The 23,681-nt window shown below is 38.9% G+C and carries 23 protein-coding genes; 13 read left to right on the top strand and 10 right to left on the bottom strand.

Annotated elements, in window-relative coordinates; genetic code table 11:
- Positions 1 to 67: 67 nt before the first annotated feature.
- From HUS24_RS01040 to HUS24_RS01050, 3 genes are all read right to left on the bottom strand, one after another.
- A complete protein-coding gene (locus HUS24_RS01040) occupies positions 68 to 427 on the bottom strand; it encodes a hypothetical protein (RefSeq protein ID WP_173910218.1) in 360 nt (119 codons plus the stop codon).
- A gap of 131 nt (positions 428 to 558) precedes the next feature.
- Positions 559 to 1,290 carry a sulfite exporter TauE/SafE family protein gene (locus tag HUS24_RS01045; RefSeq protein ID WP_173910219.1) on the bottom strand — a complete coding sequence of 244 codons (732 nt, stop codon included), beginning with the start codon at positions 1,288 to 1,290 and terminating at the stop codon, positions 559 to 561.
- A 227-nt stretch (positions 1,291 to 1,517) separates the two neighbouring features.
- Positions 1,518 to 3,488, bottom strand: a complete 1,971-nt coding sequence (locus tag HUS24_RS01050) for a triacylglycerol lipase (RefSeq protein ID WP_173910220.1) — start codon at positions 3,486 to 3,488, stop codon at positions 1,518 to 1,520.
- 372 nt (positions 3,489 to 3,860) lie between these two features.
- On the opposite strand from HUS24_RS01050, the gene HUS24_RS16975 reads away from it, so the two are divergent.
- The 4 genes from HUS24_RS16975 to HUS24_RS01065 are packed head-to-tail and all read left to right on the top strand — an operon-like array spanning position 3,861 to position 7,229.
- Positions 3,861 to 3,941, top strand: a complete 81-nt coding sequence (locus HUS24_RS16975) for a hypothetical protein (protein WP_254433819.1) — start codon at positions 3,861 to 3,863, stop codon at positions 3,939 to 3,941.
- A 4-nt stretch (positions 3,942 to 3,945) separates the two neighbouring features.
- A complete protein-coding gene (locus HUS24_RS01055) occupies positions 3,946 to 4,386 on the top strand; it encodes a CopG family ribbon-helix-helix protein (RefSeq protein WP_173910221.1) in 441 nt (146 codons plus the stop codon).
- Positions 4,387 to 4,398: 12 nt separating this feature from the next.
- Positions 4,399 to 6,210 carry an allophanate hydrolase gene (gene atzF / locus HUS24_RS01060; protein ID WP_173910222.1) on the top strand — a complete coding sequence of 604 codons (1,812 nt, stop codon included), beginning with the start codon at positions 4,399 to 4,401 and terminating at the stop codon, positions 6,208 to 6,210.
- On the top strand, positions 6,207 to 7,229 hold the full coding sequence (locus HUS24_RS01065; protein WP_173910223.1) for an ABC transporter substrate-binding protein: 1,023 nt from the start codon (positions 6,207 to 6,209) through the stop codon (positions 7,227 to 7,229). Before atzF ends, HUS24_RS01065 begins: the two co-directional genes overlap by 4 nt.
- Before the next feature lie 148 nt (positions 7,230 to 7,377).
- Here the strand turns inward: HUS24_RS01065 and HUS24_RS01070 are convergent, their stop codons facing one another.
- Positions 7,378 to 9,543, bottom strand: coding sequence for a TonB-dependent siderophore receptor (locus HUS24_RS01070; protein WP_254433784.1), 2,166 nt, complete (start codon positions 9,541 to 9,543; stop codon positions 7,378 to 7,380).
- 230 nt (positions 9,544 to 9,773) lie between these two features.
- Here HUS24_RS01070 and HUS24_RS01075 point away from each other — a divergent pair, with 230 nt between their 5' ends.
- On the top strand, positions 9,774 to 10,298 hold the full coding sequence (locus HUS24_RS01075) for a hypothetical protein (RefSeq protein WP_173910224.1): 525 nt from the start codon (positions 9,774 to 9,776) through the stop codon (positions 10,296 to 10,298).
- Positions 10,298 to 10,681 (top strand): lysozyme inhibitor LprI family protein, encoded by a 384-nt coding sequence (locus tag HUS24_RS01080; protein ID WP_173910225.1) that lies wholly within the window; start codon positions 10,298 to 10,300, stop codon positions 10,679 to 10,681. Before HUS24_RS01075 ends, HUS24_RS01080 begins: the two co-directional genes overlap by 1 nt.
- Positions 10,682 to 10,789: 108 nt before the next feature.
- Here HUS24_RS01080 and HUS24_RS01085 read toward each other — a convergent pair whose 3' ends face one another.
- Positions 10,790 to 11,407: a hypothetical protein gene (locus HUS24_RS01085; protein ID WP_173910226.1), complete on the bottom strand. Its 618-nt coding sequence runs from the start codon at positions 11,405 to 11,407 to the stop codon at positions 10,790 to 10,792.
- Between the two features lie 366 nt (positions 11,408 to 11,773).
- On the opposite strand from HUS24_RS01085, the gene HUS24_RS01090 reads away from it, so the two are divergent.
- Complete coding sequence (locus HUS24_RS01090; RefSeq protein WP_173910227.1) at positions 11,774 to 12,886, top strand: GTP pyrophosphokinase family protein; 1,113 nt, start codon at positions 11,774 to 11,776, stop codon at positions 12,884 to 12,886.
- Positions 12,887 to 12,915: 29 nt separating this feature from the next.
- Here the strand turns inward: HUS24_RS01090 and gatB are convergent, their stop codons facing one another.
- Genes gatB through gatC form a run of 3 tightly spaced genes read right to left on the bottom strand, consistent with a single transcriptional unit; the run spans position 12,916 to position 16,242 of the window.
- A complete protein-coding gene (gatB, locus tag HUS24_RS01095; RefSeq protein ID WP_173910228.1) occupies positions 12,916 to 14,397 on the bottom strand; it encodes an Asp-tRNA(Asn)/Glu-tRNA(Gln) amidotransferase subunit GatB in 1,482 nt (493 codons plus the stop codon).
- Complete coding sequence (gene gatA / locus HUS24_RS01100; protein ID WP_173910229.1) at positions 14,397 to 15,875, bottom strand: Asp-tRNA(Asn)/Glu-tRNA(Gln) amidotransferase subunit GatA; 1,479 nt, start codon at positions 15,873 to 15,875, stop codon at positions 14,397 to 14,399. Before gatA ends, gatB begins: the two co-directional genes overlap by 1 nt.
- A 52-nt stretch (positions 15,876 to 15,927) precedes the next feature.
- Positions 15,928 to 16,242, bottom strand: a complete 315-nt coding sequence (gene gatC, locus HUS24_RS01105) for an Asp-tRNA(Asn)/Glu-tRNA(Gln) amidotransferase subunit GatC (RefSeq protein WP_173910230.1) — start codon at positions 16,240 to 16,242, stop codon at positions 15,928 to 15,930.
- A gap of 134 nt (positions 16,243 to 16,376) precedes the next feature.
- Between gatC and HUS24_RS01110 the strand changes: the two genes are divergently transcribed.
- The 6 genes from HUS24_RS01110 (at position 16,377) to HUS24_RS01135 (ending at position 21,141) form a co-directional block, all read left to right on the top strand.
- On the top strand, positions 16,377 to 17,417 hold the full coding sequence (locus tag HUS24_RS01110) for a rod shape-determining protein (RefSeq protein WP_217424333.1): 1,041 nt from the start codon (positions 16,377 to 16,379) through the stop codon (positions 17,415 to 17,417).
- Between the two features lie 31 nt (positions 17,418 to 17,448).
- On the top strand, positions 17,449 to 18,306 hold the full coding sequence (gene mreC / locus HUS24_RS01115) for a rod shape-determining protein MreC (protein WP_173910231.1): 858 nt from the start codon (positions 17,449 to 17,451) through the stop codon (positions 18,304 to 18,306).
- Positions 18,293 to 18,790, top strand: coding sequence for a rod shape-determining protein MreD (gene mreD / locus HUS24_RS01120; protein WP_173910232.1), 498 nt, complete (start codon positions 18,293 to 18,295; stop codon positions 18,788 to 18,790). The genes mreC and mreD overlap by 14 nt, the downstream gene beginning before the upstream one ends.
- Positions 18,778 to 19,344 carry a Maf family nucleotide pyrophosphatase gene (locus tag HUS24_RS01125; RefSeq protein WP_173910233.1) on the top strand — a complete coding sequence of 189 codons (567 nt, stop codon included), beginning with the start codon at positions 18,778 to 18,780 and terminating at the stop codon, positions 19,342 to 19,344. The genes mreD and HUS24_RS01125 overlap by 13 nt, the downstream gene beginning before the upstream one ends.
- 40 nt (positions 19,345 to 19,384) lie before the next feature.
- A complete protein-coding gene (gene rng / locus HUS24_RS01130; RefSeq protein ID WP_173910234.1) occupies positions 19,385 to 20,839 on the top strand; it encodes a ribonuclease G in 1,455 nt (484 codons plus the stop codon).
- A gap of 128 nt (positions 20,840 to 20,967) precedes the next feature.
- On the top strand, positions 20,968 to 21,141 hold the full coding sequence (locus HUS24_RS01135) for a PA1571 family protein (RefSeq protein WP_173910235.1): 174 nt from the start codon (positions 20,968 to 20,970) through the stop codon (positions 21,139 to 21,141).
- Between the two features lie 60 nt (positions 21,142 to 21,201).
- On the opposite strand, the gene HUS24_RS01140 is transcribed toward HUS24_RS01135, so the two are convergent.
- Together HUS24_RS01140 and HUS24_RS01145 are read right to left on the bottom strand one after the other, a co-directional pair.
- A complete protein-coding gene (locus HUS24_RS01140) occupies positions 21,202 to 22,593 on the bottom strand; it encodes a wax ester/triacylglycerol synthase family O-acyltransferase (RefSeq protein ID WP_173910236.1) in 1,392 nt (463 codons plus the stop codon).
- A gap of 173 nt (positions 22,594 to 22,766) precedes the next feature.
- Entirely contained in the window at positions 22,767 to 23,501 is a 735-nt protein-coding gene (locus HUS24_RS01145; RefSeq protein ID WP_173910237.1) for a phosphoadenylyl-sulfate reductase, read from the bottom strand.
- Between the last annotated feature and the right edge of the window lie 180 nt (positions 23,502 to 23,681).

Raw genomic sequence — 23,681 nt, forward strand, 5'->3', positions numbered from 1 at the left:
CAAACTAAAAAGACAGATTTTAATCCTGTCTTTTTTATCTGCAAGGTAGAAAATGACTTTATCAAATTTATGAATTTTCTGAACCTTGATTCAGTTGAGCATCGCTCGTTTCACTTTGAATACCGCCCAAAGCTTCACAAGCTGACTTATAAACATCGTATTGTTGCTGTACCACACTGTCTAACGGAATTTTAAAAAGTACATCACCTGATTTATACTGATCAATATAACTGCTTGCTTTTTCACGACTAACGGCTAAGGCTCGCTCATGATAAGAGGTAATTGGGCTATGTGCTAATTCTGTGCTTTCTATATTCTTACATTCAAATTGACTGAGTAATTTTTCTGCTGATTTAATTTCACTGGATGTACCAATCGCACAACCTGTTAATAAGATAATTAAACTAAAGAAAAATGAGTTTTTCATCACAAAAGTAGCATAAAAATGAGGATCAAAATTATATGCCGAATAAGTGCAATTAAATAGAGAAATTTCAAGAAAAAATGAGAAAAATAGCAATTCGCCACATCAATATTTATTTGTTTGTTAAAGAATATTTAAAATAATGTAGAAACGCTTAAAAATACGCCAGAAGCAAATAATAAACTCAGCACGATTCGTTTAAATTGTATTTCAGAGATTTTATAAAATAATTGTGCACCTAAAATTGCGGGAATACTGACACTCATGATAAGCACAAGGAGATAAGGTAAGTGATCGGTATTGATTGTTCCCTGCACAATATAAACCAGCATGGTAAAAAGTTGAATGGCAAAATTAAAATGGCGTAGCACATAGCGTTGTTGTTGTTTCGGCAGTTGTTTTAACATTACCCATGCGGAAGGCAAGGCACCACAAAAACCGCCTAAGCCACCTAAAATACCACCCCAAAAACCGATACTACTGTCTGCAATTTTCCCCAATTTTCGAATACGAGGAAACTCAGGTGCAAAATAAATCGTGGGACACCACAACATTAAAAAGAAACCTAAAATCATTTTAAATAGATTTTGGTCAATGTAATGCAACAGCGCTGTACCTAAAGGCACACCAATTAAACCTGCAATAATATAAGGCTTTACTAAGGAAAAGGGGAGGCTGTGTTTTTGTTCTTTGCTTAAGGAGATGAAGTGACTCCAAAGTGAAGCAAATACCACCAATGGGGCAGCAACTTGTGCAGGCAATACCCAAATCCAAAAAGACATGGCGATCAGTGCAAAGGCAAAACCCGTTAAGCCTTGAACAAAGCCAGCAATAATCGCACCTACGCAGAAAACCAACCAGATCAAGAACGAGATCCAAGAATTGAAAGTTTAAATAAAAAAGTGAGGGGCTTATGTTTATACATATGGATTGATGGATTGCAAAAACTTAACTATTTTAGGGGATTGTGGATTTTAATTGAAATGAGTAAAACAGCATTGTATTTGAATAGGCGTGCAATCCAAATACAGGCTGTGAAGATGAGTACATTACACTGCTTTATACATCTAAATTTTACACATCTAAAGATACTTTAAGGTGTTGTTTGGCAATGGCTTTGTAAAATTCTACGCAACTCTAAAATTACTTCAGGTTTTTCATGAATAGAATGCCCACCATTTAGTACTTTTTCCGAAATTGCTCCTTCTAAATGTGAGCTGCTATAAGGCACGATCCCATCGGACATTAGATTTGGATCATGACTTTTGGTTTTATTGCCAATAATTGAGTGATAAGGAACCAATGGAATAGGCATGATATTGGTGGTTAAGCGCATAAATCGTGCATCACGACTTAAATCCGCAGGCCCTGTATGCACCAAACCTGTGGTTGAGTTTTGTTGATGAGGTAGATGAATATTCACTTGATTAAAAAAGCTTTGAGGTAACACCACTAACTTTTTAGCAATATTGGTAAACCAACGATCCGCAAACTCAGTACCATGATGAGGTGCAGCAATAAAAATCGCACGACTAATCGGTTGTAAAGGTTTAAAAATAAAACGATTACGAATCACAGGGTTGCGCTGTAACTGGATGTGCTGTTCATAATTCATATAGGGAATGGCTTGCTCAGAAATATCGGCATCACTGATCAATAAACGACTAATCACACCCCCCATACTATGCCCAATCAAAACAGCATCTTTGGCTGAAGGGCTATTGGGTTCAAGTTGTGCAAAAGCTTGACGAAGAAGGGCATCAATCTGATATCGGCTTTCAAAGATTGGCATATTGGTGGAGTAAAACACTTGCCAAACCTGATAATTTTCACGCAGTTTGGTGTCGCCCATGATGTTATTGGTCAGAGAAATCCATGTTTCTGGACTACTCGCCAAACCATGAATCATCACGATAATTTTTTTATTGGGTTGATAGGGTTCTAACTGGAATAAATGCGGCATACGCAATTTTTCTTCACGGTTGAACAATGTCCAATAACCTGCTGAACCCAATTGATTTTCAGCTAACCATAAACCAAAGGGCACAGAATAATTGGCAGTCAAAGTATAATCATGCTGATGTACATGTGCTGTTTTGTATAAGTTGGGATCATAAAACTCAACTTTAAAAGCAGTTTTGCCTGACAAAATATCAGTGACTGAACTGTTGGCTTGTATGGGCTGTGCAACTGTACTTACAGCTAAATAACGTGCTTCATGAATATTGGGATTGGGTTGATTTTTATATGTATATTCAGGGTCTAAAATAAAATCGTTATTGGAATAATGATTTTCACCTATTTGGGGTGCTTTGATAATGACAAACTCAGCGCCTAAACCTTCTTGGCGGTTAATACTATAAAATCCTGAAAAATTTAGGGTATAACTCGATTGCAGTTTGGTTACTTGCGCATTTTGCAAAGCGGGATAATGGGTTAAGTCAAACGCATATAAAGAGGAACCTAGCATGAGTTGCTCAGGAATTTTAGCATAAGCAAAACGATCATAGGCTTTGCTCATCAGTTGCGATAATGCCACATTATAAAAAGTACGTACTTGTCCCTGACGTAAATCAAACAGTCTGGTTTCAGGGGCTTGTGAAGATAAAAATAAATAGACATAACTATATCGTAAACTTTTATCAAAATAACTGAGTTGTAGATCTCGACAATTTTGAGAGGGCGTTGTGGTTTTAGCAAAACTTGAAGCTAAAACACTTGTGCATTGATTTTGTTTTTGTAAGTCAATGGCTTTATTTAAATATAGCTCACTTGCAGCAGAATAAAACTGGTCTTTATCTAAAATATCATTTTTTGCGAGTTGTTCGATACAGCGATCAATTTCCGTTAGACATTGATGAGTTTCGGTATTTTGTAAAAGTAAAAAACTGCGAGTTGCTTCACTGAGTTTATTTTTGGTTAAAATATGATCTGTTTTTTGGTTTAAGGCAGATTGTAAATGATTTTGTTTGATTTTGACGAGCTGACAACCACTCAAGATACTCATGCAGAAAGTTCCGAGTAAACTCAATTGGATGAGTTTTACAAGACGAAAATTAATCATTGGTGGTCACTCACGATAGTATGATTTGCTCCCTATTACGGAAAAGCATAGCGTTTGCTGAATAGGATTGCTATATCAAAGCACATGTATTTTTTAGCTTTAAGATAATTGATTAGAGATTGATTAAAGATAGCTTAAGTACCTATTGCATAGAGCAAATCATTTTTAATAGTGAACTTTTTAATGCACTGCAATTTAGCACATGACCTATAAAAATAAATATCGCCCAAAAACTAGGCGTTTTTATGTCTATTTCGATCTTTTTTGTTCTGAAAAATTGGCACGCTTTCTGCATTTATCTAAGTATTACCAAAACTAAATTTTGTAATACCACAGGAGATGCACATGAATACTTCAACAGCAAAAAACCACATGCATCCACTTAAAAAATTCATCATTGAATTATTGAGTGTTCGTGCAGGATTACACATTAAACAAAGTCAACAAGGATAACTTTGTGCCGAAAACTAAGTTAGCACGGATCAGTGTGACAGTGCCTGAAGTGACACTGTTTGCACTGGATCAAAAAATCGTAGATCAACACTATGAAAGCCGTTCGCAAGCCATTGTTGACATGATCAATAAACATTTGATCGCTGAACAAGATACTCGTAATGCAGTGATGGTGGGTACTTTGACTTTATTGTACGACCATAAGCAAAGCACGCTGCGTAATCAATTGTTTGATTTACAACAACGTTTTTTAACACAAGTGATTAGCTCATTACACATCCAACTCGATGAGCAAAAAATTTTACAAGTCATGTTGATGCAAGGTGTGAGTACTGAACTTCGACAGATTTCAGAACAATTTATCGCACTCAAAGGGGTGATTAAAGGGCATTTGGAGTTGATGGATGCGGTGATGCCACCGATTTTACAAAATGAAGAAACATGAGGAATATTCAGTATGCAAAAGCGATGGACGATTTCGGACTGGAAAAATGCATATAGCACACAACAATTTCAACTTGATGATTTATATGCATATGTTGCTGATATTGAAAATCATGACCATGCATGGATTGAGCTGGCAAGTCCTGAGCTTTTACAGGCGCAAGTAGCACATTTAGCTACTAAAAATAGTGCTGAATTGCCTTTGTATGGGATTCCATTTGCCGTCAAAGATAACATTGATGTTGCAGGTTTTCATACTACTGCGGCATGTAAAGCGGCAAGTTATCTGGCTGAGCACGATGCAGTTGTGGTGGAAAAACTCAAAGCTGCGGGTGCGATTGTGATTGGCAAGACCAATCTCGATCAGTTTGCGACAGGTTTGGTCGGTGTGCGCTCGCCATTTGGTGCAGTTAAAAATAGTTTTAATCCAGAATATATCAGTGGAGGCTCAAGTTCAGGTTCTTCGGTGGTGGTGGCGAATGGATTGGTTCCTTTTGCGCTAGGTACAGATACTGCAGGTTCGGGGCGAGTACCCGCAGGGCAGAACAATATCGTTGGTTTAAAGTCGACCAAAGGTTGGTTTTCTACTACAGGACTGATTCCTGCTTGTCGTACACTTGATGTAATTTCGATTTTTACATTGACTGCGGATGATGCATGGCAAGTTGCCCAGATCATGCAAGGTTATGATGAAAATGATGCTTATTCACGGCAGCATCCTGCCAATGTAGCAAGCCAATTTTCTAAAGGCAAAATTGCCATTCCTGCGCAACTTGAGTTTTATGCTGATACTGAAACAGAAAAAGCCTTTGAAATCGCCATAGAACGTGTAGAAGTTTTAGGTTATCAAATTGAAAAAATTGACTTTTCTATTTTTAATCAATTGGCTCAAGCACTATACAATGACGCATGGGTAGCAGAGCGTAATGTGGCGGTTGAAAAATTAATTGATCGTGAACAAGCCCATCCTGTGATCGCACAAATTATTGCCCAAGCCGATAAATTCACAGCCACAGATGCCTTACAAGCTGAATATACACGAGCAGAATTGGCACGAAAAATTAATCTGGCTTTAGCACCTTATGATGCTTTGATGGTGCCCACTGCGCCTACGATTTATAAAATTGCCGAGCTTGAAGCTGACCCAATCGTAAAAAATAGCCACATGGGGGCTTATACCAATTTTGTTAATTTTGCTGACTTATCTGCCATCGCTCTGCCAAATGTGATACGTGCTGATGGTCTACCTAGTGGGGTGACATTTATCGCCCAAGCATGGATGGATCAAGCTTTGGCAAATTTTGCACAAGTTTGGCAAAACCACGTAAAGCTTAACTTAGGTACATCTACTCAGTCTTATCAAAAAACATCAAAGATCAATTCGCAACATTCAGTAAAACTTGCAGTGGTTGGCGCACATCTCACTGGAATGCCGTTGAACTTCCAATTGACGACTCGTGGTGGAACATTATTAGCAAAGACTACTTCAGCAGCGCATTATCAATTATTTGCCTTAAAAAATACCACTCCACCCAAGCCGGGTTTGCAATGTGTAGAGACGGGTGGCAGCGCCATCGAACTCGAAGTCTGGGATATTCCATTGGCAAATTTTGGGGCAATCGTGGCAGAGGTGCCTGCACCTTTAGGTATTGGCAATGTACAGCTTGCCGATGGTAGTTGGGTAAAAGGTTTTATTTGCGAAAGCTATGCTTTAGCAGATGCGAGCAATATCAGCCACTTTGGTGGTTGGCGTGCTTATATCCAGTCCTTACAAGCCACCAATACCAAATTTAAATGTCATTCAATCGGGGAAATTGCATCATGATTAAACATACATTCATGGCTGTTTCAGTCATGTCAACACTGTTACTTAGCGCATGTGACAACACCGCAAAAGTACCAGAAAAACAAAACAGTGCCAGCGCAACGACCAATACCCAACCTATTACCATTGGCTATAGTGATTGGCCGGGTTGGGTGGCTTGGCAAGTAGCGATTGAAAAAGGTTGGCTCAAAGAAGCAGGTTTAAATGTTGAATTTAAATGGTTTGATTATTCAGCCTCGATCAATGCTTTTTCAGCCAATCAACTTGATGCTGTTTCTGTATCGAATGGTGATAACTTGGTGATTGCTTCGGGGGGAACGCAAGGCATCATGATTATGGCAACGGATTATTCCGCAGGTAATGATGTGATTATTGCCAAAGAAGGCATCAATAGTATTCAGGATTTAAAAGGTAAATCAGTTGCGGTGGAAAAAGGCTTGGTTGATCATTTGTTGCTTTCTAGTGCTTTGGAAGATGCCAAATTCAAACAAGGGGATGTAAAATTGGTTAACTCAATGACCAATGAGCTACCGCAAGTCTTTGCAAGTCCTGAGATTTCTGCAATCGCTGTGTGGCAACCTGTTGCTAATCAAGCTTTAAAAGCAGTTGCAGGCTCGAAAATTATTTACAGCTCTAAAGATAAACCTGGGCTGATCTATGACACCTTAACTGTAAATATGAGTCACTTATCTACACACCAAGAAGAATGGAAAAAAATCATTCAAGTGTGGGATAAAACGGTGAAATATATTAATGATCCTGCTACGCGTGATGATGCAATGAAGATTATGGCAAATAAAGTCGGGGTCGATCCGCAGCAATATGCACAGTTTATTGATGGGACGCATTTACTTGATTTGGCTGCCAATAAAAAGGTATTTAGCAAAGGTACAGGTTTCGATTCGATTTATGGTTCGACCTACCATGTTAATAAATTCAATGTTCAAAATGGAGTATATAAAACTGAAATCAATGCTGATGGTTTGATTTTTCCAAGTTTGGTCGATGAGTTAAAGTGAAAATAGAAAAAGTCCTTATGAAGTTTTCTTTTATATGAGCTGAAAATAGATTTATCTTTAAATAGGCTCTAGATAAACATCACTATTTTACTAGTCTAAAGCCTATTTTAAAAATGACGCCCCAAGATTTTTAAGGGGCATCCTGCTTTTAAAATTTATAATTTACAGAAGCAGTCATATTCCGACTTGTTCCCCAAGTATTTGATACATTGGCTTTGTATTCTTTATCTAATAGATTATTAACATTTAATCCGACACTGAGCGCTGGACTGACTTGATAGCGTCCCATCAGATTAACCAAAGTATAACTGTCTTGACGGTTTAGCTCTGCGGCAAGCCCTGTACTGGTTGCAGAATAGATTTTACTTTGCCAATTTATACCACCGCCTAAAGTTAGCTTATTCCATTGATAAGTTGTGAATAACTTAAAAGAATCCTTTGGTAAATCTGTATTTAAAGGGTCGCCCTCATGACTATCAGCTTTCGTATGTGTATAACCTGTTTGCATGTGCCAGTGTGGTAAAATTTCACCTGTGATGGCAAGCTCATAACCTGTTACCTCAGCACCATCTACAGCACGATAAGCTTGTGCATCGTCAGGAGTACGCAAGTCTCCGTCTTTTACAGCAAAATTATCTTGCTGCATTTGGAAATATGCAGCACTGGCATTCAGACGACCATGAAAGAAATCAGATTTTAAACCCACTTCAAAGCTATTGCCTTCTTCAGGGTCTAAATAATTGCCTGCAACATCTTTATTGCTAGATGGATTAAAAATTGTGGTGTAACTGGTATAGGCAGAAAGATGATCTGTGATATCAAAAATTAAACCTGCATAAGGGGTAAATACGCCATTTTCTTTTTGCTGATTGTTAGAGACCTTTCTCTCCCATTGACTCATGCGACCACCAACGATTAATTTTAACGGGTCTAACAGTTGTAATTTGGCAGCAGCAAAAGCCCCCATTTGATATTCATCGACTAGATTACGCCCACTTTCTTGGATATCGGGTTTGGCAACTTGACCATTCCAGCCCTCAATCGGTGTAGCTGTAAAATATCGAGAAAATGCAGGGTCATCAGATTTGATACGATAACCATTTGCACCAAAACTCAAACTATGTTGTTGACCAAATGCTTCAAAGTCCCCTGAAAGATATAGATCTAGAGAATGTATTTCAGGGGTGTCGACAAAACGACCACTGGTAACAACCATTTCTCCAGGCTTTAGGGTAAATTTAGGGGCTTTATATGCTGAGTCATAGACGATACCGCCTGAACCTGCGACACCATACACACGATCATTTTTAGCTTTGGTATAAGCATAATTTGCAACACCTTTCCAAGCATCATTCAACTGATGTTCTAAGCCCAAAAAGACATTGAGCTTTTCGGTATCACTATACGTCCAATCAGCAGCAGGATTGTCTTTCCAACCAAATGTAGTCTGTGCTTGTGTCGGCGTGTCATGTGTAGCAAAAGGGAAACCATGTGCTGTTGCATCATCAATTTTTACTTGCTGTGCTGTAATCGCAGTGGTTAAGGTCGTTTGGTCAGTTAAATCAACATCTAAAGCACCATAAATCACCGCATTTTGACGAGCAAAACGTTCTTGCTGGTTACCTCCTTGACTATAAACAGCAATGGCACGCCCACGTACAGATTGATCTTGATTGAGCGCACCTGAAATATCGATTTGGCTACGATAATTATCCCAAGTACCTGCTTGTACATTAAAAGAACCTATGAGTTCTTCGGTTGGACGTTTTCGGACATAGTTAATGCTTGCACTGGGATTCCCTGAACCATTGCTAAGACCTGTAGAGCCACGAATGACTTCGATTCGATCATAGAGTGCAGAATCCTCCAAACCCAGCATGTCTGAACCGCCAAAAGAAGCAGTAGAAGAGGGGATTCCATCACGTTGCACATTGCTGATTTCAAAACCACGTGCATAGTAAGACGTATAACCTGCACCGACTTGCCCATATTGGCTTGATGAAACTCCGGGTGTTTGTGCTAAAACGTCATTGGTACTATTTAGGTTTTGATCTTGGATTTGTTTTTGGGTAAAAACGGAAATACTTTGTGGGGTTTCTTTTAGGGTTAAATTTAGTTTAGTCGATGAATTTGAGCTTTTTACGGTATAACTTGAAGTCGTTTCTTTATCTAAGTTCTTACTTTTTGCGGTGAGTTCAATGGTATCTAGGACTTGTGGTTGGTTTTGCTCTGCTGCATAACTGATATGTGCCAAGCTACTTAAAATAATCGTAAAAATTGACTGGGCTAATAACGTTTTTTTGTATTCCATCATGTTTTTTCCGAACGCATCAAAAGGAAATATGGCGGCATCATATATTAAATGATAATTATTATCATTATTATTTTTAATATTAAAATGAATGATCTAATATATTTTTATCGAAATATTGAATGCCTATGCTGTGAATGTAGTTTTATCTTTCGTATAAGTTACATAGTTCAAACAGGTCTATTTGGCTGATCTATGCTAAAAATAACCCATATATTTTTGGAGTTCGGCTGATGTCACGCCTTGTTTCTCGTGCTTTTGTACGAAAAATTTCTCGTCATTCTAAGTCTGCTTTGTTTGTTTGTGCGTTATTAGGCACGACGCAATTTGCTGTTGCAGGGCAGACGGTCGATCAACTGAGTGACTGTTTAGTGAAATCGACCACTGCAGCCGATAAAACCACCGTGTTGCAATGGACATTTACTGCTTTGGCACAGCATCCTGAGTTAAAAGCGTTTAGTGATGTGACACCTGCACAAAAAACCGCTTTGGATAAGAGTTTGGCACAGACTTTACAACGTATTTTAACGGAGCAATGTTCTGCGCAAGCGCAAGCCGTGATTAAGGCTGAGGGGTTGCAAGCTGTTGGTGAAAGTTTTCAGGAGCTAGGTAGTATTACAGGTGAGGAAATCTTAAAAACTCCTGAGATCAAACAGCAGTTAAATGGTGTTTTGAAATATATTGATTTAAATAAATTGGTGATGACGTTTTTAACGCCTGATATTTGGAATAAATTGGGTGTGGTGAGAGAACAATAATGAAAAAATTAATGGTTGCAAGCTCATTGCTTATATTAGGTTTGCAAGCAGCATATGCTGACTCAAAAATCAGTAATCAATATACAACATGTATGAATAAAGCGAGCAACACCGCCACGATGGTACAGTGCGTATCGAATGAAACTGCTCGTCAGGATGCGCGTTTAAACAAAGCATATAATGGTTTAATGTCAAAGCAGAGTAAAACTCGTAAGCAAGAGTTACAAACAGCTCAGCGTTTATGGATCAAGTATCGTGATGCAAATTGTAAGTTTTATTTAGACCCGAATGGTGGCTCGATTGCTCAAGTAAAAAGTGCCAATTGTGTGATGAATGAAACATTAAAAAGGGCGAATGAATTGGAAAACTTAGCTTCGCTTTGATAGAAAAAAGACCTGATTTTTAGGTCTTTTTTATAGAAAAATAAATTATGAAAGTGCTTGTGTATTTAGTTGCGAATAATACTGTTTGTAATGGGGCGAGCATACATCTTAAATTAGATCAGGGTAAAACTTTTCATATTCAGGATTCGGTTCAGGAGTAACTTTTAAATTGCCTTTATAGCCTGTAATAAAACTATAAATTTCCTTTCTCGGTTGCTCATGCCAAGATAAATTAAAAGCACAGAAGGTGTCTTTACGTTTAAAAAATTGCATATGGCTATAGGGTAAATGGTTATGAATCCAATAAGCGATTTGTTTCCAGTTGGCAGTGTCTTTTTCAATGAGTTCAATCAAAGAGGGAATAACGATACACGCTGTTGCGCCATAACCGTTGTCATTCGGATAGTCCCAAATATGGCAGGCATAGTTACTTTCGTTACTGCCACAGTTATGATTATTTTCATTCCCTAATTGATTTACGCTACGGGAGCGATAAGCGGAACGAATTTCAAGTCGTCCAAATTTGTCTTGGAGTGGTTCGAGCAGTTGTTCACAAAGTTGTTTGCCGTTTTTGATCGCAAGTTCAGGGTCTTCAGGGAAATTGGGAATACCGTAATAATTGGCAATTTCGCTATATAAAAAATCCCGCATAAAAAAGGTTTTAGATAAACGTACACGTCCGAGCTCTTCAAGTTTGTCAAAGGAGCTAATTTTTTTAATGGTCATGTTGAATTATAGCTAAAGTATTGCATTGTATTTTAATACGAAAACACATTCTTTAAAATATGAGCATTTTTTGTATGTTGATTGGGGCAGGGGCTTTATATTTTAAATATGGTGAGCAGTTTTTGGATATTCTGACGTAATATTTCAGAGTTTATCTTTATCGCTATAAAGAGAAAATTTGAAAGTTAAATATTTCCTAAGCCTTTAAGTTTGGTGATGGAGAGTACTTTTTTGATCGTTATATTGTTTTATAAGTCTATGATTAATTTAGATGAAAGCTGATTGGAAATTTATGCGAAAAGCAAGATAATATTTAAGCTAGAGGTTACAAACAATATTTAAAATTTCATTTATTGGGGGAAAACAATGGATCATAAAAATTTTGATCAATGGTATGCAGAGAAAGCCCATCTTTATGACTCATTAGCACAGTCGGTTGTGCAAATTCTCAAAAGTATTATGAAGTCTGAAAAGATATCTTTTGTGGATGTTCCGTATCGCATAAAAACAAAAGATAGTTGTGTTGGTAAGCTAAAAAAGAAAAGTAATTATACTTCTTTTGAAGATATGACTGATTTAGCAGGCTTAAGAATAATCACACTTGTAGAAAGTGATTTAGAAAAAGTATCAAAAATTATTTCTGATAACTTCAATGTCCATGAAGAGGACTCAGGTGATAAAGCTGATTTATTGGGAGCTGATAAATTTGGTTATCGGTCAATCCATTTTGTCTGTGATATAGGTAAAAAAAGAGAGAAGCTTCCTGAATTTACTCTTTATAAAGATCTATGTTTTGAAGTACAAATTAGAACTGCTTTATCACATGCTTGGGCTGAAATTGAACATGATAGAGGGTATAAGCTAGGTGGGGAATTGCCTGCACATCTGAAGCGTAGATTTAATTTACTATCTGGATTATTGGAAACCGCTGATTTAGAATTTAACCGTCTTACGACAGAAATAGAGGATTATAAGAATAAAGTGAAATCGTCTAATTTAGAAGATCTTCTAGATTTAGATATAAATAGGTTAAGTTTAATTAGCTATTTAAATTTAAAATTCAGTGAAGAAGGGTTGAATCCTAAAGACTTTAAAATTGATAATTTAGAGAATAAGAATGGTTTTCCATATATTATGTACAAACAATTTGGGTGTGAGAAGATTAGTGATTTAGAAAGTATTTGGTCGGAAAATGTATCTAAAATTATAGAGGACTGGTCTGAGTTTGAAAATTTAACAGCTCCTTATTCTAGAGTTTTTATGTTGCATAGCTTAGATAAATACTTGAATATTTTTAGTTGGATAGGTTGTATTAGTGATCAGAGTTATGAAATCCTATTGAAATATTATGATGATGAAGAAGTAAATGTATTTATGTCAAAGTACAAGTTAAAGATTGTTAGTGAATTAACGGATGAAGAGATAGCAGAAGTTGTTTCACGTATGAAAAAAGTTAAATTATTAGAAAACCCGCTCTAAAGCGGGTTTTTATTTAACGAAAGATCAGATTAACCAATCAATTTTTTCATCAATTCATTCACTTGTGCAGGGTTAGCTTTACCCTTAGATGCTTTCATCACTTGACCAACAAGACCATTGAAGGCTTTGTCTTTACCAGACTTATACTCCTCAACCATCTTCTCGTTAGCAGCAAGCACTTCCTTAATAATCGCTTCAATCGCACCTGTATCAGTTTCCTGTTTCAAGCCTTTTTCCGCAATAATTTCATCTGCAGTTTTGCCTTCATCCCACATAAAGCCAAACACTTGTTTTGCAATCTTACCGCTAATGGTGTTATCAACAATACGTGCGATCATACCGCCAAGCTTCTCAGCAGAAACAGGAGAGTCAGCGAGTTCCAGACTTGCTTTATTTAAAGCACCTGAGAATTCACCCATTACCCAGTTTGCAGACACTTTACCTTGTGCAGCGCCCCCAGCAGCTTTCACGACTTCTTCATAAAATTCTGACATTTCACGCGTAAGTGTTAATACGTGCGCATCGTAATCAGTCACGCCGAAGTCAGCCACAAAACGCGCACGACGTGCAGCAGGTAGCTCTGGCATTTGTGCTTTGATTGCTTCAATTTGTGCATCAGCAATGATCACAGGCAACAAGTCAGGATCAGGGAAATAACGGTAATCGTTCGCTTCCTCTTTCGAGCGCATTGAACGTGTTTCCATCTTCACAGGGTCGAACAAGCGTGTTTCTTGGTCAATGGTGCCATCCCATTCCAAGATTTCCATTTGACGTTCAATTTCAACATTGATCGCTTGTTCAATGAAACGGAATGAGTTGAGGTTTTTCAACTCGCAACGTGTACCGAACGGTTGACCCGGACGACGTAAAGATACGTTACAGTCGGCACGGAATGAACCTTCTGCCATATTACCGTCAGAAATGCCTAACCAACGCACAAGTGTATGAATCGCTTTGATATAGGCAACCGCTTCCTCAACAGAACGCATGTCAGGTTCAGATACGATTTCAAGTAAAGGCGTACCTGCACGGTTCAAGTCGATGCCAGACTGACCTTCGAATTGATCATGAATCGATTTACCTGCATCTTCCTCAAGATGCGCACGAGTCACGCCGATACGTTTCACTGTGCCATCTTCAAGTTGAATGTCGATATGACCTAAGCCTACGATTGGATTGTCCATTTGGCTGATTTGATAGCCTTTTGGAGAGTCTGGATAGAAATAGTTTTTACGTGCAAACACAGAGGCTTGGTCGATATATGCATCAATTCCCAAACCAAAGCGAATGGCAAGATCAACCACTTCTTTATTTAAAACAGGTAAAACCCCCGGCATCGCCAAATCGACAAGGCTTGCTTGAGTGTTTGGGTCTTGACCGAAAGTCGTTGAAGAACCTGAGAAAATTTTAGAATTTGTCGCAAGTTGCGTATGGATTTCGATCCCAATAACGACTTCCCAACCATCAATCAAGTTTGACTTAGGTTTTGCTGTTTTTTGAGCTTGAGCCATTATGCATTCTCCTCAGCAATTGCCGCACGTTTGGTATGCCAATCTGTTGCTTGTTGATATTGATGCACAACTGAAAGCAATTGAGATTCTGACCAGTAGTTACCGATCAACTGTAAGCCGACAGGTAATTTATTTGCATCAAAGCCCACAGGAGCATTGATTGCAGGTAAGCCTGCCAAGTTCACAGCGATAGTGTAAATGTCACCTAAGTACATTTCTACTGGGTCTAAAGATGCACCAATTTTATAAGCAGTCGTCGGCGCAGAAGGTGCAGCGATGACATCAACATTTTCAAAGGCTTTTAAGAAGTCTTGTTGGATCAAACGGCGAACTTTTTGTGCTTTGACATAGTAAGCATCGTAATAACCCGCAGAAAGGGCATAAGTCCCAATCAAGATACGACGTTGAACTTCCGCACCAAAACCTTCAGAACGTGACCGTTTGTACAAGTCTAAAATATCTTTTGGGTTTTCAGTACGATAACCATAACGTACACCATCATAACGCTGTAAGTTTGAAGATGCTTCCGCAGGTGCGATCAGGTAGTAAGTCGGAACATAGGCATCGGTCATGTTGAGGTCGATCTCAACTAAGATTGCGCCCATGTCTTCTAATTTTTTCAAAGATTCTTCAACACGTGCTTTCACGTCTGCATCCAAACCTTGCACATTGAAGTATTGTTTTGGAATACCAATGCGTAAGCCTTTCACCGCTGTCGCATTCAAATTCGCAACATAGTCATCGACTTCTTTATTTACAGAGGTTGAGTCTTTGGCATCATGACCTGCCATCACATTCATCAAGTATGCACAGTCTTCAGCCGAACGAGCGATTGGACCGCCTTGATCAAGTGATGAGGCATAAGCGATCATCCCGAAACGCGATACACGACCATAAGTCGGTTTTAAGCCTGTAAGGCCGCAGAATGACGCAGGCTGACGAATTGAACCACCTGTATCCGTACCTGTTGCAATCGGCGCAAGATCAGCCGCTACAGCCGCAGCAGAGCCACCTGATGAACCACCTGGTACACAGTCTAAGTTCCATGGGTTTTTGGTTGCCCCATAAAATGAACTTTCTGAGGTTGAGCCCATGGCAAACTCATCCATGTTCACTTTACCTAAAGTGACCAAGCCTGCTTCTTTGGCTTTAGCAACCACAGTTGCATCGTATGGTGAGATGAAATTGTCGAGCATTTTTGAACCAGCAGTGGTTTTAATACCTTGGGTACAAAAAATGTCTTTGTGTGCAAGGGGTACGCCAGTAAGTGCACCAGCCATACCAGATTTGAGTAAACCATCTGCAGCTTCAGCTTCAGCCAAAGCTTGCTCAGGTGTGACTGTCACATAAGACTTCACTTGTGCGTCAATTTTTGCGATACGGTCTAAATAATGTTGGGTCAATTCGCGAGATGAAAACTGTGCACTTTTTAAGCCTTCAGCCATTTCACGAATAGATAAACGATGTAAATCAGTCATAGGAACAATTCTTTACGATTAATTTTGGAAAATAGGTTTAACTGATTAAAAATTATTCAATCACTTTCGGTACAAGGTACAAACCGTCCTGAACAGCAGGCGCAATCGCCTGATATGCTTCACGATGATTGCTTTCTGTCACTACGTCTTCACGTAACGGTTGTGGATGATCAAATGGACTTTTAAGTGGCTCAACACCTTCGGTATCAATGCCTTTCAGGGTTTCCATCATCCCTAAGATTTTATTTAAACTTTGAGCATATTCAGTAGATTGCGTATCATCTAGCGACAATCGAGCAAGATTGGCAATTTGCGATACAGTTTGCGCATTTAAGTCTGCAGAATGCTGAGCATCTGAAGTTGACATGATGTCTCACCTAATCAGTTTTAAAAAAAGTTAAAATATCGTGCGTTATAATAAGCGATTGACTTGTCCAAAGCATCACATTTAGTTAAAGTTGCCATCTTGCGTCCATACTAAAGTTTAACTGAGAACGACCCGTGATTCTAAAACGACTAATTGGCTTGTTTTCGCCAGATCTTGCCATTGATTTAGGTACTGCTAATACACTGATTTATGCACCAGGACGGGGCATTATATTAAATGAACCGACAGTTGTGGCGATTCGTCACAGCGGTTCACAAAAAATTGTAGCAGCTGTAGGCTTAGATGCTAAGCAAATGCTTGGCCGTACCCCTGCAAACATTTCTGCTATTCGTCCGATGAAAGATGGTGTGATTGCAGATTTTGAAGTCACTGAAACCATGTTAAATCAATTTATTGGCAAAGTGCACGAAAAACGTTTATTTCCACCTGCGCCACGTGTAGTTGTATGTGTTCCATGCAAATCGACACTGGTAGAACGTCGTGCGATTCGTGAGGCTGTGTTTAACGCAGGCGCACGTGATGTACGTTTAATCGAAGAACCAATGGCTGCAGCGATTGGTGCAGGCATGCCTGTGGAACAAGCATGTGGTTCTATGGTCGTTGATGTGGGTGGTGGTACAACTGAAATAGCCATCATTTCTTTGCAAGGTTGTGTGTACGCAGATTCTTTACGTATTGGCGGCGATGTTTTTGATGAACAGATTATCAACTATGTTCGTAAAGCACATGGTTGTGTCATTGGTGAAACCACTGCCGAAATCATTAAAAAAGAAGTCGGTATGGCAATTCCAGACGCTACAACTTTAGAAATTGAAGTGCGTGGACGTAACTTGGCAGAGGGTGTGCCTCGTGCCATCACCGTAACTTCTGACGAAATTAGCCAAGCAATTTCTGACCCATTACAAAGTATTGTTTCTGCGGTCAAATCAGCACTTGAACAAACCCCACCTGAACTGTCTTCAGATATTGCAGAGCGTGGGATTGTGTTGACAGGTGGTGGTGCCTTATTACGTAACTTAGATAAATTACTCGCACAAGAAACAGGTTTACCTGTAGTGGTTGCGGAAGATCCTTTAACTTGCGTAACACGTGGTGGTGGAAAAGTCTTAGAATTCTTTGACAATCCAAACCATGATATGCTGTTTGTGGGCTAACCTTCTGTAGACTAAGTTTAAGGACGAGGCGGTGCAACCGAATCTCTTTTCAAGACAACCGCCATCTTTTCGTTCATTCGTTATTGCAGTGATCGCATGTTTGGTGGTGCTGTTTTTTAATTGGCGTATGCCACATGTGATTCAACCTGCAAGAGATGTCTTGTATGCGGCATATAATCCAATTTATGCACTTGCAAGTTATCCTGTATTATCGAAAGAATGGCTCAATCAACAAACCAAGTCTGAAGCACAATTGCGTCGTGAAAATACTGCGATGCAAGCAGAATTGCTTCAGGCACAAGTGCGTCTACAAAAACTCTCCGAGTTGTCTGCAGAAAATACCCGTTTACGGGGGCTATTAGATACACCGCTGATTATTGATGGTCGTATGGAAATTGCTGAAGTAATTGGTACAGATGCAGATCCTTTGCGACATATCATTATCATTAACCGTGGTGCATCAAGTCAACTTCGTGTTGGACAAACTGTGCTAGACGATAAAGGGATTATGGGACAGATCATCAATGTCTATCCACATAGTAGTCGTATCATGTTGTTGTCTGATAAAGAACATTCACTCTCAGTACGATTAGAACGCTCAGGTATGCGTGCGATTGTCACTGGTACGGGGGATTTAGGTCGTTTAAAAATGGAATATGTCCCGACCAGTGCCAACATCAAAGTAGGTGATAAAGTCTATAGTTCAGGTCTAGGGCAACATTTTCCAGCGGGTTATTTAGTGGGCACAGTATCTAAGGTGATGCGTCATAACTCAGGTGAGTTTGCCAGTATTGATGTTGCACCTGCTGCACAATTGGCTGGTGGTCATCATGTGGTGGTGTTGTTTTCAGATTCTTTAGCGATGGAGCAGCCACATGTTGATCGCTAAAAAATTACCCTCAGAACGTCAGCGTAAAGACCCATTTTTAGTTATTGTGATCTCTGTGGTCATTTGCTCAATTTTAGTGGTGTATCCATTGTCCTATGGCATCGCGAGTTGGCGACCACTGTTTATGTTGCTGATCACTTTATTTTGGGTGTTGTGTCAGCCAACATGGTGTGGTGTGTGGTTTGCATTTGCAATGGGGCTATTCACGGATTTATTGCTCGATGCACCTTTGGGAATGAACGCATTAAGTTATGTGATCTTGGCATTTCTGACACGTTATTTTATTCGAGAACGACGAGTTTTGACCTTTGCTAACTTATGGGTCATTATCTGTTTGGCATTGACTGCACATTTGTTATTTACCTTGATGGCGCAGACCATGTTTGGGATAAATTTTTCTTTAACACGACATTGGCAACCCTTGCTTACAAGTATTTTAAGCTGGCCAATTCTTTACTATATTTTGAAAAGATGGCGAAATTAATACTGGCGTCTAGTTCACCTAGACGTAAAGAATTGTTGCAACAATTGGGCTTAACATTTGATGTTTTAAGTCCAGATATTGACGAGTCAGTATTAGAACATGAAAACGTAGAACACTATGTTCGTCGTTTAGCCGAAACCAAGGCACAAGCTGTGCTTGCAAGTCAGCCAAATGTTGTAGTGCTTGCAGCAGATACCAGTGTGGTCTTGGATCAACAAATTATTGGTAAACCTGAATCTAAGCAACATGCTTTTGAAATTTGGTCATTATTGTCGGATCAAGTGCATGAGGTTTTAACAGGTGTTTGTGTTGCAACGACAACACATCGTGAAAGTATTGTAGTACGAACTCGGGTAGAGTTTCAAAAATTAAGCCTAGATGATATGGAGCGTTATTGGGCAACTGGAGAACCATTAGGTAAAGCAGGCGCTTATGCTATTCAAGGTATTGCAGCACAATATATCCCTCGGATTGAGGGAAGTTATAGCAATGTCGTTGGGCTACCTTTGCATGAAACAGTACAGTTATTAAAAGCAGTTAAGGTCTTAAATTAACCGCTTCAAAAAGAATTTTTATAATGTTTTGAGTTTTATTATGTCTGACGAGTTATTGATTAACGTCACACCTATGGAATGTCGGGTGGCGCTGATCCAAAACGGTACGGTCAATGAATTATTTGTTGAACGTACAGCGAAACGTGGTCTTGTGGGTAATATTTACAAAGGCAAAGTTGTGCGTGTTCTGCCAGGAATGCAAGCTGCTTTTGTTGATATTGGACTTTCTCGGACAGCATTTTTACATATCAATGATATGGTTTGGCCACGTAATCAACCTACACCAAATGTCTTTGAACTATTACAACCGGGTCAAATTTTGACTGTTCAAGTCATGAAAGACATGCTCGGTACCAAAGGCGCACGACTCAGTACAGACCTTTCTATTCCTTCACGTTATTTAGTATTAATGCCATATGGAAATCATATTGGTGTGTCGCAGCGCATTGAATCAGAAGAAGAACGCGATCGTTTACGCTCTATCATTGAACGCATTCAAAGTGAGCATAAACTTCCAGGTTCAGTGATAGTACGTACAGCGGCAGATGGGATCGATGAAGCTTCTATTGCACAAGATATGTGTTATTTGGTCAAACTCTGGGAATATATTCAACGTAAACAAAAAGCCATTGCTGTTCCGTCTTTGATATTTGAAGAATTGCCACTGCCGCAACGAGTCATTCGTGATTTAGCCAATGAAAATACAGCAAAAATCTATGTCGACTCGCGTGAAATACATGCCAAATTGCAAGAGTTCGTACAAGAATTTGTGCCAAATATGCAAAATCACTTGTTGCATTATCCAGGTGAACGCCCACTATTTGATTTATACAATGTCGAAGAAGACCTTCAAAAAGCCTTACAAACTCGTGTCGCTTTAAAATCAGGTGGCTATCTGATGATTGATCAGACGGAAGCCATGACTACGATTGATGTGAATACAGGCTCTTATGTTGGTGGGCGTACGCTCGAAGATACTGTTTTTAAAACCAATATGGAAGCAACCCAAGTCATTGCAAGGCAATTGCGCTTACGCAATCTAGGCGGCATTATCATTATTGATTTTATTGACATGCAAGAGGCAGAACATCGTGATGCTGTGATGCAGCATTTTGATAAAATGTTAGAACGAGATCACGCCAAAACCAAGATTACCCAAGTGTCTGAGCTTGGTTTGGTGGAAATGACCCGTAAGCGAACCCGTGAGTCACTAGAACATCTGCTATGTGAGTCTTGTCCAACCTGTCAGGGACGTGGTTATGTCAAAACTGCCGAGACAGTGTGTTACGAGATTTTTCGAGAAATCTTAAGATATGCACGTGCTTTTGAATCACAAAGTGGCTTTACTGTGGTTGCTCATCCATCCGTGATAGACCGATTGTTAACTGCAGAAGCGCCTGCTGTAGCGGATTTGGAGCATTTTATTCATCGAGTGATTAAGTTCCAGGTAGAAAATTTATATACGCAAGAGCAATACGATATCATTTTAAGTTGAAATTGTAACAGGATGTCGTTAAACACTTGTTACAACTGGCATTTTACTTTCAAGCAGATTAATTTCAAAATACTAAACACAATAAGTAGCCATAGATTCTATGTTGAATCTTAGCAAGTGAGGTTAAAATGACAGTGAGTGAAAAAATTATCACACGTAATCTACAACACACATTAGAAACCCAACCACAGAATACCTGTGTGATGTTGGATGAAAATGGTAAAGAGGTGAATATCACCAAAGATATGGTGGTTACGGTATGCCATCAATTACTCAAACAGTGTCGTAATATTAAAAACTAAGGGGCAATTTAATCGCCCCTTAGTTTTCTATGGTTAAAAATAATTTTTTAAGATTTAAATTTAGTTTGTTTCAGACTTGGCAATATCTTCCACATGTTGTTTTTGTTCAATCAATTTTTCAAAACGTTGAATCTCATCTTCCAAGTGAGTCAATAAATTTTGCATTTTAGGCAAAGTACGACGACAACCTGTTAAACCGACTTCAAGTTTGTCTAAATAGCTGGTCATGGTGATATTGAGTGCTTGCCCATCCAATACAATTGAGGCAGGGTATAAAGCATCAAGTTTTGCACCATTCCAGTACAAAGGCTCTCGTGGTCCTGGTACATTTGAAATAATTACATTGAATGCTTGACGTTTAGGCAGCATCCCTGAGGCAATATTTAAACCCGCTGGACCATACACAAAAGCACTATAGTTTAAAATTTGATTGGCATTCATGCGCTTAAAACGACTTTTTGAGTTTTGTACGCTACGTTTGATAATGTCTAGGCGTTCTAAAGGGTCTTCTTTATGTGTACCTAGATTTGCTAAAATCATGGTGATTCGATTGCTGACATCCGAGTCATCATCACGTAATGATGCTGGAACCATAGCAATCAGTGGTTTTTTAGGTAAAGCGTTTTGAGTGGTCAAATATTCACGTAATGCACCTGAACAAATGGCTAAAACTACATCATTAATCGTGACATTTAATGCTTTAGAAATCGCACGAAAACGATTTAATTCAAAGGACTGCGCAGCAAAACGGCGTGATGAACTGACACGTTGATTAAAAATACTGCTCGGTGCTTGAAACGTTGAAACATAATCAGGATTTTTGCCCATTTCTTTAAAAATGGTTTGGCAAAGTTCTTGAGTGACTTTTGGTGTGACTTCAATTTGCCCTTTGATGGTTGCTAAAATATTTTTAATTCTACTGGCTTTCGGTTCTTTTAAACGTTTGGCACGCTTACCTTCAATACACCAAGGTGGAATAATGGATTTTGCAGAGGGGTCTTTCGAAAATGATTTTTCCAGTAAGCGGATGCCAGCTACACCATCAATCATGGCATGATGGATTTTAAAATACATGGCAAAACGATTACCTTCGATCCCTTCGATAATATGACAAGTCCAAAGTGGTTTTGCTCGGTCAATTAAGGCGCTGTGTTCTTGTGAAATATAAACTAATAATTCACGAATTCGTCCAGGGTGAGGTAGGGCGATATGACGGAAATGATGGTCAATATCAAACTCTTCATCCTCATCCCAAAACAATCCATTTAAGCGATTATTGAAAGGCGGAACAGGAATAGTTTTTGAATTTCGGATATCTGCAACAAGGTCTTGAATAAAAGTGGATGGCGCATCATCAGGGATTTGAAATAAAAACAATCCTCCAACATGCATCGGTTGCTGGCGCTTTTCTAGATTTAGAAAAATAAAATCAAGAGGGTGTAATGGTCGCATGGTAATGATTTGCCTCACTGCAAAAACGACAACGACTCATATTATTTGAGCGCTGATTTTTTAGAATTATCCATCTGATTTTAGTATAAAGTGAAATAAAAATGAATAGCTAAAAATATGCTGAATGGCGGGTTTATAAAAAAGCCACTTTGAATTCAGTGGCTTTTTTTGAATCATTTTTTTAGGTTGCCTGCATGCAATCCACACTCTTTATGGGTTGCTTCTTCCCACCACCAACGTCCTTCACGTTCATGTTGATTTGGCAGTACAGGACGTGTACACGGCTCACAACCAATTGAAATAAAACCTTTTTCATGTAAAGGATTATATGGGACTTCCATCATGCGGATATAACTCCACACTTCAGCACTCGACCAATTGGCTAAGGGATTATATTTAATTAGTTGTTTACCTTCACCTGAAAAGCCTGCATCTGCTTGAATCACAGGAATTTCTGTACGTGTGCCAGGGCTTTGGTCTTTACGTTGTCCTGTAATCCAACCATCTAAAGTGGCTAATTTTTTACGCAAAGGTTGTACTTTACGAATACCGCAACATTCTTTGTGATCATCTTGATAAAAGCTAAACAAGCCTTTTTCGTTGACTAGTTGTTGAACAGCATCTGCTTCAGGAAAGCAAATTTCAATTTGAATGCCATAATGTTTACGCACGGTTTCAAGAAACTGATAAGTTTCAGCATGCAAACGCCCTGTATCTAAGCTAAATACACGAAAAGGTTTACCTAAATTTGCCGCCATATCAATCAGCACCACATCTTCAGCCCCTGAAAAAGAAATGGCGATTTGACCTTGTTGTGAAAGTGCGAGCGCTAAAATTTCCATAGGAGATTTGTCGGCATACTCAGCAGCAAGTGCATCGACAAGGTCAATGGTTGGAATCGTTGTCATATCTGCTCCTGGCAGGTAGCTTGAAGCTAGGTGTTATTTGCAATTTCATAATATTTTAAAGTAAATGAAATAAACTGCTTAGCAAATTAAATAGAATACTTATGAAGAAAAGAGATTTATAAAGTTTCGTTAAATTGCGCAATCTTTAATGCTATGATAGCGCAAATTTTTTCTGACATT

It is taken from the genome of Acinetobacter sp. Marseille-Q1618, from assembly GCF_902809855.1.
Classification (GTDB): domain Bacteria; phylum Pseudomonadota; class Gammaproteobacteria; order Pseudomonadales; family Moraxellaceae; genus Acinetobacter.

Coding starts and splice junctions, on each gene's coding strand:
- HUS24_RS01040 (WP_173910218.1), bottom strand. CDS start 427: ATGAAAAACTCATTTTTCTTTAGTTTAATTATCTTATTAACAGGTTGT.
- HUS24_RS01050 (WP_173910220.1), bottom strand. CDS start 3,488: ATGATTAATTTTCGTCTTGTAAAACTCATCCAATTGAGTTTACTCGGA.
- HUS24_RS16975 (WP_254433819.1), top strand. CDS start 3,861: ATGCATCCACTTAAAAAATTCATCATTGAATTATTGAGTGTTCGTGCA.
- atzF (WP_173910222.1), top strand. CDS start 4,399: ATGCAAAAGCGATGGACGATTTCGGACTGGAAAAATGCATATAGCACA.
- HUS24_RS01065 (WP_173910223.1), top strand. CDS start 6,207: ATGATTAAACATACATTCATGGCTGTTTCAGTCATGTCAACACTGTTA.
- HUS24_RS01070 (WP_254433784.1), bottom strand. CDS start 9,543: ATGATGGAATACAAAAAAACGTTATTAGCCCAGTCAATTTTTACGATT.
- HUS24_RS01075 (WP_173910224.1), top strand. CDS start 9,774: ATGTCACGCCTTGTTTCTCGTGCTTTTGTACGAAAAATTTCTCGTCAT.
- HUS24_RS01080 (WP_173910225.1), top strand. CDS start 10,298: ATGAAAAAATTAATGGTTGCAAGCTCATTGCTTATATTAGGTTTGCAA.
- HUS24_RS01085 (WP_173910226.1), bottom strand. CDS start 11,407: ATGACCATTAAAAAAATTAGCTCCTTTGACAAACTTGAAGAGCTCGGA.
- HUS24_RS01090 (WP_173910227.1), top strand. CDS start 11,774: ATGGATCATAAAAATTTTGATCAATGGTATGCAGAGAAAGCCCATCTT.
- gatB (WP_173910228.1), bottom strand. CDS start 14,397: ATGGCTCAAGCTCAAAAAACAGCAAAACCTAAGTCAAACTTGATTGAT.
- gatA (WP_173910229.1), bottom strand. CDS start 15,875: ATGACTGATTTACATCGTTTATCTATTCGTGAAATGGCTGAAGGCTTA.
- gatC (WP_173910230.1), bottom strand. CDS start 16,242: ATGTCAACTTCAGATGCTCAGCATTCTGCAGACTTAAATGCGCAAACT.
- mreD (WP_173910232.1), top strand. CDS start 18,293: ATGTTGATCGCTAAAAAATTACCCTCAGAACGTCAGCGTAAAGACCCA.
- HUS24_RS01125 (WP_173910233.1), top strand. CDS start 18,778: ATGGCGAAATTAATACTGGCGTCTAGTTCACCTAGACGTAAAGAATTG.
- rng (WP_173910234.1), top strand. CDS start 19,385: ATGTCTGACGAGTTATTGATTAACGTCACACCTATGGAATGTCGGGTG.
- HUS24_RS01135 (WP_173910235.1), top strand. CDS start 20,968: ATGACAGTGAGTGAAAAAATTATCACACGTAATCTACAACACACATTA.
- HUS24_RS01140 (WP_173910236.1), bottom strand. CDS start 22,593: ATGCGACCATTACACCCTCTTGATTTTATTTTTCTAAATCTAGAAAAG.
- HUS24_RS01145 (WP_173910237.1), bottom strand. CDS start 23,501: ATGACAACGATTCCAACCATTGACCTTGTCGATGCACTTGCTGCTGAG.